The 13,906-nt window shown below is 57.4% G+C and carries 7 protein-coding genes; 6 read left to right on the forward strand and 1 reads right to left on the reverse strand.

All coding sequences use genetic code 11. The annotated features are described in order from the left end of the window. Window positions 1–5: 5 nt before the first annotated feature. Window positions 6–1,550: a PTS transporter subunit EIIC gene (locus tag H2Z33_RS14905; protein WP_063134574.1), complete on the reverse strand. Its 1,545-nt coding sequence runs from the start codon at window positions 1,548–1,550 to the stop codon at window positions 6–8. 286 nt (window positions 1,551–1,836) lie between these two features. Between H2Z33_RS14905 and H2Z33_RS14910 the strand changes: the two genes are divergently transcribed. The 6 genes from H2Z33_RS14910 (at window position 1,837) to H2Z33_RS14935 (ending at window position 13,858) form a co-directional block, all read left to right on the forward strand. Further along, window positions 1,837–6,789, forward strand: coding sequence for an alpha-2-macroglobulin family protein (locus H2Z33_RS14910; RefSeq protein ID WP_063134573.1), 4,953 nt, complete (start codon window positions 1,837–1,839; stop codon window positions 6,787–6,789). 1 nt (window position 6,790) lies between these two features. Continuing rightward, window positions 6,791–9,118, forward strand: a complete 2,328-nt coding sequence (pbpC, locus tag H2Z33_RS14915) for a peptidoglycan glycosyltransferase PbpC (RefSeq protein WP_063134572.1) — start codon at window positions 6,791–6,793, stop codon at window positions 9,116–9,118. An 88-nt stretch (window positions 9,119–9,206) separates the two neighbouring features. Next, entirely contained in the window at window positions 9,207–11,585 is a 2,379-nt protein-coding gene (locus H2Z33_RS14920) for a DMSO/selenate family reductase complex A subunit (RefSeq protein ID WP_045347560.1), read from the forward strand. Next, window positions 11,582–12,211, forward strand: a complete 630-nt coding sequence (locus H2Z33_RS14925; RefSeq protein WP_015572168.1) for a DMSO/selenate family reductase complex B subunit — start codon at window positions 11,582–11,584, stop codon at window positions 12,209–12,211. The genes H2Z33_RS14920 and H2Z33_RS14925 overlap by 4 nt, the downstream gene beginning before the upstream one ends. After that, window positions 12,204–12,983, forward strand: a complete 780-nt coding sequence (locus tag H2Z33_RS14930) for a dimethyl sulfoxide reductase anchor subunit family protein (RefSeq protein WP_032103986.1) — start codon at window positions 12,204–12,206, stop codon at window positions 12,981–12,983. The genes H2Z33_RS14925 and H2Z33_RS14930 overlap by 8 nt, the downstream gene beginning before the upstream one ends. Next, complete coding sequence (locus H2Z33_RS14935) at window positions 12,983–13,858, forward strand: 4Fe-4S binding protein (protein WP_047745908.1); 876 nt, start codon at window positions 12,983–12,985, stop codon at window positions 13,856–13,858. Before H2Z33_RS14930 ends, H2Z33_RS14935 begins: the two co-directional genes overlap by 1 nt. Window positions 13,859–13,906 lie beyond the last annotated feature (48 nt).

Consider the following 13,906-nt stretch of genomic DNA (forward strand, 5'->3'; position numbering starts at 1 on the left):
TCCTTTCAGAGAAACGTCTCAACGGCTTCTCGCATTTTTTTGACATGCAGCCCGTAGACCACCTGAACGTTGTTACCTTGTTTGATTATCCCTTTCGCGCCGGTCGCTTTCAGGCGCGGTTCGTCGATGATGGCGACGTCCTTCACCGTGACGCGTAAGCGGGTGTAGCAGTTATCTACCACCTCTATGTTTTCCCGACCGCCCAGACCCACCACGATGGATTCGCCCAGCCTGTCGTTATTGCCCTTCGCCTGGTACTCCTGCTTGCTGTAAAGGCGCGTCTCCTGGTCCTCATCCTCACGGCCCGGCGTTTTCATGTTGAAGCGCAGGATCAGGAAGCGGAATACCACGAAATAAAGGGCGAACATAATCAGCCCGACCACGATGTACATGGGCCAGTTGGACTTCTCCGTGCCGAGCGGCAGGTTGTAGAGGATGAAATCGATAATCCCGTTGGCGCCGATGGCGTGAACGCCAAACAGCGAGAACAGCATCATGCCGATGCCGGTCAGCACCGCATGCACCACGAACAGCAGCGGGGCGACGAACAGGAAGGAGAATTCAATCGGCTCGGTTACGCCGACCAGCAGCGAGGTCAGCGCCGCCGGGATCAGAATCGCTTTCGCAATCGCTTTACGCTCTGGCTTCGCGGTCATGTACATCGCCAGCGCGGCGGCAGGAAGGCCGAACATCTTGCTGATGCCGCGCGCATCCCACACCACGGTACTGCTGAGCTGCTTCACGTCCGGGCAGGCCATCTCGGCGAAGTAGATATTGCGCGCGCCCTGATAGGTTGCGCCACACACCTCCTGCGTACCGCCCAGTTCGGTATACAGGAACGGCGTATAGACCAGATGATGCAGGCCCGTCGGCACCAGAATGCGTTCAAGGAAACCGTAGATCGCCACGCCAAACGGACCGGACCCTTTGATCGCCAGCGCCAAAGCGCTTATTCCATGCTGTGCGTACGGCCAGAGTTCGCTCATGACCACGCCGAGCAGCATAGAGACAGGCAGCATCACAATCGCGACAAAGCAGTGGCCGGAGTAAATCGCCATCGCGCCGTTAAACTGGACACCGGAATATTTGTTGTACAGATAACCGGAGAGCGCCCCGGTCAGGATCCCGGCGAAAACGCCCATCTCCAGCACCTGGACGCCCAGCACCATGCTTTGTCCGGCGGCTTTCATCTGTTCCGCAGGGGCCAGTTCTCCCTGAAGCTGTAACGTCACGTTCATCGCGTTAATGAATACGATAAAGGTCACCAGCCCAATCAGCGCCGCGTAGCCTTTGTCTCGTGTTGCCAGTCCAATGGGGATCCCGACGGCAAACACCAGCGCCAGGTTGACCAGCACCGACACGGCAGATTTGGCGATCAGCTGGCCGACACTCTGGATCAGCGGGTGGCCGAGAAACGGCAGGTACTCGGCCAGATTGCCGTTACCCAGTACATTCCCGAAGGCGATAAACAGGCCGACGATGGGTAAGATAAGTACAGGTCCGTACAATGATTTTCCGAAATTTTGTAGGGCGTTCACGGCTCGTTTCATGGCTTTCTCTCTTATTGAACCGCGCACTCGGGGTGCGTCATGGTCATAAAACTAGCAGGCCTGATGCGAGCTTATCCAGCTATCTTCTTGTTTTAAAAACAAATGACGCGAAAGGTAACATGTTACGTTATGCGCTGTGATCGCCGTTCCATCACGGTTTGGCTGCGTGATGCCATTCTGCGAGGTGCTTTCCAGATTATAAAATTGGACTTTTTGTATTAACGAAACTTGCGGATAATACTTATCCGGACGATGACCAACAGGCCCCTCAGGCCAGGGACACAGGATGAAACCGTTTCGCTTAGCTGCGATCTCTCTCGCGCTGCTCACCACCTTTACGCTTGTCGGCTGTGATAACAGCGACGACAAACCTCAGGCCGCTGCCCCCGCAGCGTCTACTGCATCAGAACAGAAAACCCCGGCAAAACCGGATCCTGAAAAGCTGGCTAAGCTGGCCGCGCAGAGTCAGGGCAAGGCGTTGACGCTGCTGGATGCCTCTGAAGTGCAACTCGACGGCGCTGCGACGCTGGTTCTGACCTTCTCTGTACCGCTGGATCCCAGCCAGGATTTTGCGAAAACGGTGCATGTGGTGGATAAAAAAAGCGGCAAAGTGGACGGCGCCTGGGAACTGGCCCCCAATCTGAAAGAGCTGCGCCTGCGCCATCTGGAGCCGAATCGTAATCTGGTCGTCACCGTCGAACGTAATTTGCTGGCGCTGAACAAAGCGACATTCGGCATCGACTATGAAAAAGCGATCACCACCCGGGATGTTGAACCGACGGTCGGATTCGCCAGCCGCGGATCGCTGCTGCCGGGTAAGGTGGTGGAAGGATTGCCGGTGATGGCGCTCAACGTCAACAATGTGGATGTGAACTTCTATCGCGTGAAGCCGGAGTCGCTGGCCTCGTTTGTCAGCCAGTGGGAGTACCGTAACTCGCTGACCAACTGGGAATCTGACAACCTGCTGAAGATGGCGGAACTGGTCTACACCGGCCGTTTCGACCTCAACCCGGCGCGCAATACGCGTGAAAAACTGCTCCTGCCGCTCAAAGATATTAAGCCGCTCCAGCAGTCTGGCGTGTATATCGCCGTGATGAATCAGGCTGGTCACTATAACTACAGTAACGCCGCGACGCTCTTTACCTTAAGTGATATTGGGCTGTCCGCTCACCGTTATCATAACCGCCTGGACATCTTCACCCAGAGTCTTGAAAACGGTGCGGCGCAGTCAGGTGTGGCCATTACCCTTCTGAACGATAAAGGGCAGACCCTGGCCGAGGCGAACAGCGACGCCGATGGTCATGCGAAACTGGAAACCGATAAAGAAGCCGCGCTGATCCTGGCCAGTAAAGATGGCCAGACGACGCTTCTCGACCTCAAACTTCCGGCGCTGGATCTGGCGGAGTTTGATATCGCCGGTAACCCGGGTTACAGCAAACAGTTCTTTATGTTTGGCCCGCGCGATCTCTATCGTCCGGGTGAAACGGTGATCCTGAACGGCCTGCTTCGCGACAGCGATGGCAAACCGCTTCCCGATCAGCCGGTAAAACTTGACGTGCTGCGCCCGGACGGACAGGTGGCGCGTACGGTCGTTGTGCAACCTGAGAACGGCCTTTATCGCTTCAACTATCCGCTCGATAGCGGCGCCCAGACCGGCATGTGGCATATTCGCGCGAATACGGGCGATAACCAGCAGCGCATGTGGGATTTCCACGTCGAAGATTTTATGCCTGAGCGTATGGCGCTGAATCTGACCGGGCAAAAAACGCCGGTTTCCCCGCAGGATAATGTCGACTTTAACGTTGCTGGCTATTACCTGTATGGCGCGCCGGCTAACGGTAATTCTCTGCAAGGCCAGCTTTTCCTGCGTCCGCTACGTGACGCGGTGCCTGCGCTGCCTGGCTTCCAGTTCGGTGATATTGCCGAGGAGAACCTGAGCCGCAGCCTGGATGAAGTGCAGCTTACGCTGGACGAACAGGGGCGTGGGCAGGTTACCACCGAAAGCCAGTGGAAAGAGGCGCACTCGCCGCTGCAACTGATTTTGCAGGCCAGCCTGCTGGAATCAGGTGGGCGTCCGGTAACGCGACGCGCCGAGCAGGCTATCTGGCCTGCGGCTGAACTTCCGGGGATCCGCCCACAGTTCGCCAGCAAGGCCGTTTACGACTACCGTACCGATACCACCGTCAATCAGCCGATTGTCGATGAAAACGGCAACGCCAGCTTTGACATCGTCTATGCCGATGCCAGCGGGACGAAAAAAGCGGTATCTGGTTTGCAGGTGCGTCTGATCCGTGAGCGTCGCGACTACTTCTGGAACTGGTCCGAGAGTGAGGGCTGGCAGTCCCAGTTTGATCAAAAAGATCTGGTTGAGGGCGAGCAGGAGCTAAACCTCAAGGCCGATGAAACCGGTAAAGTCACCTTCCCGGTGGAGTGGGGCTCATACCGTCTGGAAGTGAAAGCCCCTGATGACATGGTCAGCAGCGTGCGCTTCTGGGCGGGGTACAGCTGGCAGGATAACAGCGATGGCACGGGCGCTGCTCGCCCGGATCGTGTGACGCTGAAACTGGACAAGCCATCCTATCAGCCAGGCGATACCATCAACCTGCATATTGCAGCGCCGGCCGCAGGCAAGGGCTATGCAATGATCGAATCCAGCGAAGGACCGCTGTGGTGGAAAGAGATCGACGTGCCAGCAAACGGTCTGGATCTCGCCATTCCGGTGGACAAGGACTGGAAACGTCACGATCTCTACCTCAGCACGCTGGTGGTTCGTCCTGGCGATAAATCCAAATCCGCCACGCCAAAACGGGCGGTTGGCCTGCTGCATCTGCCAATGGGGGACGAAAATCGTCGCCTGGCCATCGCACTGGATAACCCGCAAAAAATGCGTCCGAACCAGACGCTTTCTGTGAAAGTGAAAGCCAGCGTAAAAGAGGGGGCTGTGCCACAGAAGGTGAACGTGCTGGTCTCGGCTGTCGATAGCGGCGTGCTGAACATTACCGACTACGTCACGCCGGATCCGTGGGAAGCTTTCTTCGGTCAGAAGCGTTATGGCGCGGACATCTATGATGTTTACGGCCAGGTGATTGAAGGTCAGGGACGTCTGGCCGCACTGCGCTTTGGCGGAGACGGCGATGAACTGAAACGCGGCGGTAAGCCACCGGTGAACCATGTCACCATAATTGCCCAGCAGGCGCAGCCGGTTACGCTTGATGCCAACGGCGAAGGCACCATCACGCTGCCGATTGGCGATTTCAACGGCGAACTGCGTCTGATGGCGCAGGCCTGGACGGAAGACGATTTCGGCAGCAGCGAAAGCAAAATCATTGTGGCGGCTCCGATTATCACCGAGCTTAATACGCCGCGATTCCTCGCAAGTGGCGATAACTCTCGCCTGACGCTGGACCTGACTAACCTGACGGACCAGCCGCAAACGCTGAACATTGCGTTAACCGCAACCGGTAAGTTGTCGCTCGAAGGTGCTCAGCCAGAGCCGGTTAAGCTGCCGCCTGGCGCACGTAGCACCCTGTTTATTCCGGTGCGCGCCCTGGAAGGCTATGGTGATGGTGAAGTGACTGCTCAGGTGTCGGGGCTTCAGCTCCCTGGTGAGACGTTTGCGCCGCAGCAGAAGAGCTGGAAAATTGGCGTGCGTCCCGCATTCCCGGCGCAAACGGTGAATACGGGCACGATGCTGAACCCTAGCGAATCCTGGATTGCACCAGCACAGCATATCAACGGTTTCTCGCCTGCCACGCTACAGGGGCAGCTGTTGCTCAGCGGTAAACCACCTTTAAATCTGGCGCGCTACATTCGTGAACTTCAGGCCTATCCATACGGATGTCTTGAGCAGACCACCAGCGGCCTGTTCCCGTCGCTTTTCACCAACGCGGCACAACTTAAGGCACTGGGTATTAAAGGCGATACCGACGATAAACGCCGTGCGGCCATTGATATCGGGATCTCCCGTCTGCTGCAAATGCAGCGTGACGATGGCGGTTTTGCCTTGTGGGATAAAAACGGCCCGGAAGAGTACTGGCTGACCGCCTATGTCACGGACTTCCTGGTGCGGGCAGGGGAGCAGGGTTACAGCGTGCCTGCCGAGGCAGTGAATAACGCCAACAGCCGACTGTTGCGCTATTTACAGGATCCGGGGATGATGTCCATCCGCTACAGCGACGACACCCAGGCCAGCAAATTTGCTGTTCAGGCGTACGCTTCGCTGGTGCTGGCTCGTCAGCAAAAAGCGCCGCTCGGTGCGCTGCGTGAAATCTGGGAGCGCCACGCTCAGGCTGCTTCCGGGCTTCCTTTGATGCAGCTGGGCATGGCACTCAAACTGATGGGGGATGCACCGCGCAGCCAGCAGGCGCTGGATCTGGCTCTCAAAACTCCCCGTAACGACAGCCGAAACTGGATGGCGGATTACGGCAGCCAGCTGCGTGATAATGCCCTGATGCTCTCCCTGCTGGAAGAGTACAAGCTGCTGCCGGATGCGCAAAACAGGCTGCTGAACGCGTTATCTGAAGACGCGTTCAGCCAGCGCTGGCTGTCTACCCAGGAGAGCAATGCGCTGTTCATGGCCGGACGTTCACTGCAAACCTTGTCAGGCGCGTGGACGGCAACGACCAGCCTCTCTGAACAGACCCAGAGCAGTGATAAAGCGCAGGTAGAAAACCTGAACGGCGACCAGCTTGATGCCTTGCAGGTGACGAATACCGGCACTACGCCGCTGTGGGTACGACTGGACACTACTGGCTATCCGGAGTATGCGCCTCAGCCATCCTCTAATGTCTTGCAGATTGAACGTCATATCCTGGCGACAGACGGCAGCAGCAAGTCGCTCTCTTCTCTGAAGAGCGGTGAACTGGTTCTGGTATGGCTGGAGGTGAAGGCCAGCCAGAACGTGCCGGATGCGCTGGTGGTGGATCTGCTCCCGGCAGGTCTGGAGCTGGAAAACCAGAATCTGGCGAGCAGCAGCGCCAGCTTGCAGGACAGCGGCAGTGAAGTGCAAAACCTGCTGAATCAGATGCAACAGTCTGATATTCAGCACATGGAATTCCGCGACGATCGCTTTGTGGCCGCTGTGCCGGTCAATGAAGGTCAGCCGGTCACGCTGGTTTACCTGGCCCGTGCCGTTACGCCGGGAACCTACCAGGTGCCTGTTCCGATGGTCGAGTCCATGTACGTTCCGCAGTGGCGGGCAACGGGGGCGGCCAGTGGCCCGCTGATCGTTGTTCCGTAAGATGCGGATAGCACGCCTGATTCGCTCCCGCTGGCTGTGGCTGGCGGGAGCGCTTCTCGTTTCAGGGGGGCTGATTGTCGTCGCTGACCGCGTATGGCCGTTGCCCCTGAAAGAGGTCAACCCAGCGCGAGTGGTGGTGGATGAGCAGGGTGTTCCGCTGTGGCGTTTTGCCGACAGCGAAGGCATCTGGCGCTATCCGGTTACCATTGAAGAGGTTTCCCCACGCTATCTTGAGGCGCTGATCCAGTATGAAGATCGCTGGTTCTGGGATCACCCGGGCGTCAATCCGCTTTCTGTACTGCGTGCCGCCTGGCAGGATCTCACCTCCGGGAGAGTGGTTTCCGGCGGGAGCACGCTTACCATGCAGGTGGCGCGCCTGCTGGATCCGCATCCGCGTACCTTTGGCGGTAAAATTCGTCAGCTGTGGCGGGCGATGCAGCTGGAGTGGCATCTCTCCAAGCGTGAAATTCTGACGCTGTATCTTAACCGTGCCCCGTTTGGCGGCACGTTGCAGGGCGTGGGCGCGGCAAGCTGGACTTACCTTGGCAAACCGCCGTCTCAGCTGAGCTATTCCGACGCGGCGCTGCTGGCAGTGCTGCCGCAGGCACCCAGCCGTCTGCGCCCGGATCGCTGGCCGGAACGTGCCGAAGCGGCGCGGAACAAAGTGCTCGACCGTATGCTGACTCAGGGCGTCTGGTCTGAGAAGCAGGTGAAAGAGTCCCGTGAAGAGCCGGTCTGGCTGGCTCCCCGGCAGATGCCGCAGCTGGCGCCGCTCTTTTCCCGCATGATGCTGAGTAAAAGTCGTGACACAAAAATAGTCACCACGCTGGATGCAGCTTTGCAACGACAGCTTGAAGAGCTGGCAATGAACTGGAAATCACGCCTGCCTGCCCGCAGTTCGCTGGCGATGATCGTCGTGGATCATACATCCATGAAAGTGCGTGGCTGGGTAGGCTCGGTAGATATCAATGATGACAGCCGTTTCAGCCACGTGGATATGGTCAATGCGATCCGATCGCCGGGATCGGTCCTCAAGCCATTCATCTATGGCATGGCGCTGGACGATGGTCTGATCCATCCCGCTTCGTTATTGCAGGATGTGCCAAGAAAAACGGGGGATTATCGTCCCGGCAACTTTGACAGCGGCTTCCATGGGCCGGTCAGTATGAGCGAAGCCCTGGTGCGTTCCCTCAACCTGCCTGCGGTGCAGGTTCTGGAAGCGTACGGCCCAAAACGTTTTGCCGGAATGCTGAGCAACGCGGGATTACCGCTCATTCTGCCTGCGGGGGCACAGCCCAACCTCTCTCTAATCCTGGGGGGCGCAGGCGCACGCCTGGCTGATATCGCTGCCGCCTATAGCGCCTTTGCGCGTCAGGGTAAGGCGGGCCGGCTGCGTTTACAGCCGGGCGATCCGCTGATCGAACGTCCGCTGTTATCGCAGGGGGCGGCGTGGATCATTCGACGCATTCTCGCAAATGAAGCACAGCCCCTGCCGGACAGTGCGCTGCCCCAGGTTGCGCCGCTGGCGTGGAAAACGGGCACCAGCTATGGCTACCGGGATGCCTGGGCCATCGGCCTGAATGCCCGGTATGTCATTGGAATCTGGACCGGACGCCCGGACGGCACGCCCGTTGCCGGGCAGTTTGGTTTCGCCAGCGCGGTACCGCTCCTGAATCAGGTCAATAACATGCTTCAGTCCCGCTCGATGGTGGATGAAGCGCGCCTGCCGCGCGATCCGCGTCCTGCAAGCGTAGGACGGGGCGTGATTTGCTGGCCGGGGGGCCAGTCCCTGCCTGAAGGGAGCGAAAACTGTCGGCGTCGGCTGTCAACCTGGCTGCTGGAAGGCAGTGAACCGCCTACGCTACTGCTGCCGGAACAGGAAGGTATTCGCGGGATCCGTTTCCCGGTCTGGCTGGATAAAGAAGGCAAACGCGTTGCGGCGGATTGTCCTGATGCGACAGAGAAAGTGCTGGATGTCTGGCCGCTACCGCTGGAGCCCTGGCTGCCTGCTGCTGAAAAACGGGCTGCTCGTCTCCCCGCCCGTTCAGCTATTTGCCCTCCGCTGGATAACCATAATGCGGCGCCGATGATGTTGTCAGGCGTCAGAGAAGGGGCGGTAATTAAACGTCTTCCGGGTGAGAAAAATATGACCCTCAACGTTTCAACCAGCGGCGGGGAGGGACAACGATGGTGGTTTTTGAATGGCGAACCGCTGGACGGGCATCAGAAGAATTATTCACTGCAATTATATTTGCCGGGTGAATATCAATTAATTGTATTAGATGAAACAGGACAAACGGCGACAGTGAATTTTGAATTAGATCGCTAAGTATTACCCCTCAAGAGTTAGCTTGATAATTATCAATATTCGTTCCTGAAAAAAAACGAGAATGCGTTTTTATTTGAAGGAACGAGCAATGAAAAAAAATAAACATCAGGGAGAAGGGCTTATTCCCGCCATATCCCGGCGTCAGTTTATTCAGGCAGGGTCGGCGCTCGCCGCCCTGCCGTTTGTCGTCAAAACCGGCAAAGTACAGGCACAGGGCGCGGCGGTTTCAGACGCTACGCCTGAAGAAAAAGTGGTGCAAACCTGTAGTACGTTTGACTGCGGCGGGAAGTGTGATATTCGTGCTCACGTCAGTGATGGCGTTGTGACCCGAATTTCAACGCGTCCGGATAACGCGCTGGATCCGCAGATGCCAGTAATGCGCGCCTGCGTTCGTGGTCGGGCTTATCGGAAATTTGTTTATCACCCCGATCGACTGAAATATCCAATGAAACGCGTAGGTAAACGTGGCGAAGGAAAATTCGAGCGTATTACCTGGGATGAAGCCACCACCCTCATTGCGAATCAATTAAAAACTATTACGCAAAAATACGGTGCTGCGTCACGCTATGTTCATGTGGGCACCGCGGTGTCCGGCGGGACCTTTTCCGGCGATAAAATGGTTCGTCGTCTGCTCAACTTAACCGGCGGCTATCTCGAAAGCTATCACTCGGTCAGTATGGGTAACACGGCGGCGGCAACGCCGTATACCTATGGCACCGCCGCCAGCGGCAGCTCTCTGGACACGCTGCTGGACACCAAACTGGTCATTCTCTGGGGGCATAACCCGACGGAAACCATCTTCGGGCACAGCAACCACTTCTACCAGAAGATGAAGCAAAACGGCACGCGCTTCATTGTTGTCGACCCACGCTATTCCGATACGGTTTCCTCCCTTGCCGATCAGTGGATCCCATTGCTTCCTGCCACGGACAACGCCCTGATGGACGCGATGATGTATGTGATCGTCACGGAGAATCTGCACGATCGCGACTTTATTCAACGCTACACCCTGGGCTTTGACGAAGACGCCATGCCAGAGGGCGTTCCGGCCAATGAATCCCTGATGGCTTACCTGAGCGGTGCAAAGGATGGCGTGGCGAAAACGCCTGAGTGGGCAGAGAAAATCACCCACGTGCCTGCACAAACTATTCGTCAGCTGGCGCGTGACTACGCAACCACCAAACCCGCCGCGCTGATCCAGGGCTGGGGACCGCAGCGTCACAACTGCGGCGAGCGCACCGCGCGCGGCTCGACGATACTGGCCACGCTAACGGGTAACGTCGGGGTGAAAGGCGGCTGGGCAGCAGGCTATGGCGGCTGCGCAAACCGCAAATTTGCGGCCGGGCCAGAGATGCCGGACAACCCGGTCAACGCCAAAATTTCGGTCATGAACTGGGTGCAGGCCGCGGATGATGCTTCTAAGGTAACCGCGGAAGATGGCCTGAAGGATGCTGAGAAGCTGGACAGCAATATCCGCATCCTGTTCTCGCTGGCGGGCAATTATCTGGCTAACCAGAACCCGGATCTTCATCAGGCAACCCGTGTACTGGAAGACGAGTCGAAAATCGAGTTTATCGTCGCAAGCGATCTGTTTATGACGCCGAGCGCCAGATACGCCGACCTGCTTTTGCCGGAAACCAGCTTCATGGAACGCTGGAATATCGGCGAAACCTGGGGTACGGCAAGCTATCTGATCCTGTCAGAAAAGCTGATCGAACCTGAATTTGAACGCCGTTCAGACTACGACTGGCTGCGGGAGGTCGCTGCTAAGCTTGGCGTCGAGCCAGCGTTCAGCGAGGGCCGTGACGAAAAAGCGTGGATTGAGCACATCTGGGAGCAGACGCGGCTGTCCATGCCGGATGAAAACCTGCCGGACTTCGCGACGCTACAGAAGACGCGTCAGCATCTTTTCAAAAGCGCGCCGTACGTTGCCTTTGAAGACAACATTCGCGATCCGCAGAATCATCCGTTCCCGACGCCGTCCGGAAAAATTGAGATCTTCTCGAAGCGTCTGTACGACATGCAGCACCCGGAAATCCCGGCGCTGTCGCACTACGTGCCTGCCCATGAAGGGCCGGAAGACGAGCTGGTCAAAACCTTCCCGCTCCAGCTGATCACCTGGAAAGGGAAAAACCGCGCTAACTCCACCCAGTACGCCAACCCGTGGTTAATTGAGGCGCAGCAGCAAAAGCTGTGGATCAACCCGCAGGATGCGCAAAAGCGCGGCATTGCGCAGGGGGATACCGTGCGTATTCATAACGCGCGCGGCATTTGCGAGATCCCGGCGGAGGTCACGCCGCGCATCATTCCAGGCGTGGTGGCCATGCAGGCAGGCGCCTGGTGGCAGCCGGACGCGCAGGGTATCGATAAAGGCGGCTGCGCGAACGTGCTCAGTTCCGCCCGTATTACCGCGCTTGCGAAAGGGAATTCCCATCAAACCATGCTGGTGGAGGTAGCTAAAGCATGAGTCAGTTTAAACATTACGCACCGGTGAGCGACAAACAGCTGGGTTTTTATATCGACTCTTCTCGCTGCTCGGGCTGCAAGGCATGCCAGGTGGCGTGCAAAGATAAAAACAACCTTGAGGTCGGACGTCGTTTCCGTCGCGTTTATGAAGTCAACGGCGGGAGTTTTATCCCGACCGGGCAGGGCGGCGTCAGCAACAACGTTTTTGCCTACACGCTCTCTATTTCCTGTAACCACTGCGCAGACCCTGTCTGCACCAAAAACTGTCCAACCACCGCGATGCATAAGCGTCCGGGGGACGGCATTGTGCGCGTTGATACTGATAAGTGTGTCGGCTGCGGCTACTGCGCATGGTCTTGCCCTTACGGCGCGCCACAGCTCAACGAGCAGACCGGGCAGATGTCCAAATGTGATTTCTGCGTGGATCTCCAGGCGAAGGGAGAGCAGCCCGTCTGTGTGGCAACCTGTCCACTCGAAGCGATTAAATTCGGGCCGATTGATGAACTGCGGGCGAAGTATGGTGCGGTCTGTGATGTGAAAGGCCTGCCTGATTCCTCCATCACCAAACCAAACCTGGTGATCAAAGCGCATCAGGGCGCAGAGAAAGAGGGGAAACGTCATGCATGAGTTACCGCTGCTGATTTTTACGCTGTTCCTGCAAGGATCGGTTGGCGTTACGCTGTGGCTGGCGTTCGGAAGCACGCAACGCAGCGCGCTGCTGCCGGCAGCCGGAGCGTTTGTGCTGGCGAGTCTGGGGCTGCTCGCCTCCGCGCTGCACATGGGCTATCCGCTTAATGCTCTTAACGCGCTGCGCCACGTATCCAGCTCCTGGCTGAGTCGTGAGATTATCTTTGCCAGTCTTTATCTTGCGGCGCTTGGCTTCGCAACGCTGCTGATGTTTGTCAAAAAGCCAGGCTGGAAGCCACTGTTGGTTGTGGCAGGTCTGGTTGGTTTAGTCGACGTGTTCTGCATGGCGCAGATCTACATGCACGCATCCGTGGTGACATGGCAGCACGTTAACACGCTGGTGCTGTTTTTCGGTTCGGTGGGGATTATCGGTTCAGCCTGCATGGCCGTTGGGACGCGTTCCCAGACTACCGTGCGTGCGGCGGTTGTCATTATCACGCTGCTGGTGCTTGTGCGTCTGGTGATGCAGCCCGTCTGGCTGGCAGATATTACGGCTATGGACAACACTGTGGTGACGTTCCCTCACGCACCGCTACAGATGCTGGAGCAACTGCGAACCGTTCATCTGCTGAGCTGGTGCGTATCCGTTGCGGGTATGCTGTGCTTTGCTGCGGGCGGTCTGAAAGCGGCGCGATCTCCCATGCTGCTGGGAAGCGCATTGCTGATTGTCGGTGAGCTGATGCTGCGCTTCGTTTTCTTCAGTATTGGCTGATGGGCGGATTGACCTTTGCCCCGGCGATGGACGTGACGCATGCGTGCGTCCGTCGCCGTTTTCGCCACGCTTCCTGCCTCGCCTGCGCGGACGTCTGTCCTGTGCAGGCTTTTTCTTTTACCGACTCAAGCGTCTCGGTTGATGACAGCCGCTGTATTGAATGCGGTGACTGCCTGTTCGTCTGCCCCGCTGAGGCCATCACCGGCATCACGCCGCGAAAACGCTTTCTGTGTGGCGATACGCTTGTTGGGCCGTTTACTGACCGTGCGCCAGGGGTGAATGAGCTTCTGCTGTGGCACGCGCAGTACCACGTTCGTTTTATCAGTATCGACGCGGAGCAGAATCCTGACTGGTTGCTGGCGATTGCCCGGCTGAATCTGGCGCTTCGCCGACGCGGTGAAGCGGCGTGGGCGTTTAAATATATACCCGTCAACGAGGTTAATACCGCCCGGCGTGTGCTGATGCACGTTCCCCGAGAGGATGTCCAGGCCTGTAGCGTCGTGCCCGGTCAGCGTGAACTGCGCAGGGCGTTTTCTGCGTTTAGCGAGGCAGAGATAACTCTCGATACCGAATCCTGCGTACTGTGCGGCGCGTGCTGGCGGAGTTGTACGGAAAACGCGATTCGGTTTGAGAACGCTGAACTGGTCGTGGAAACCGGACGCTGTACGGGGTGCGGCGGCTGCGAAGCGGTATGCCAGCATGCGGCGATAAACGTGACGCAAACAGACGGGGTAGGGAAAAGCGTGACCATACCGGCATATGAAGCCGTTTGCCTGACGTGCCACCGTCATTTCTGGTCATTTACGTCTGATGAAAAGCAGTGTCCGCTCTGTTTTCATCATCAACACGGTATGCGAAATACGAGCTGTTGCTAATCTTCGTCTCATTTTAAAAAAATGTTATGCATAACCATAGGCAATGGC

This window comes from Enterobacter sp. YSU (genome assembly GCF_016082135.1).
Lineage (GTDB): Bacteria > Pseudomonadota > Gammaproteobacteria > Enterobacterales > Enterobacteriaceae > Enterobacter > Enterobacter hormaechei_C.

Bases quoted from the DNA above. Each gene is read 5' to 3' on its own strand.
- H2Z33_RS14905 (WP_063134574.1), bottom strand. From the start codon at position 1,550: ATGAAACGAGCCGTGAACGCCCTACAAAATTTCGGAAAATCATTGTAC.
- H2Z33_RS14910 (WP_063134573.1), top strand. From the start codon at position 1,837: ATGAAACCGTTTCGCTTAGCTGCGATCTCTCTCGCGCTGCTCACCACC.
- pbpC (WP_063134572.1), top strand. From the start codon at position 6,791: ATGCGGATAGCACGCCTGATTCGCTCCCGCTGGCTGTGGCTGGCGGGA.
- H2Z33_RS14920 (WP_045347560.1), top strand. From the start codon at position 9,207: ATGAAAAAAAATAAACATCAGGGAGAAGGGCTTATTCCCGCCATATCC.
- H2Z33_RS14925 (WP_015572168.1), top strand. From the start codon at position 11,582: ATGAGTCAGTTTAAACATTACGCACCGGTGAGCGACAAACAGCTGGGT.
- H2Z33_RS14930 (WP_032103986.1), top strand. From the start codon at position 12,204: ATGCATGAGTTACCGCTGCTGATTTTTACGCTGTTCCTGCAAGGATCG.
- H2Z33_RS14935 (WP_047745908.1), top strand. From the start codon at position 12,983: ATGGGCGGATTGACCTTTGCCCCGGCGATGGACGTGACGCATGCGTGC.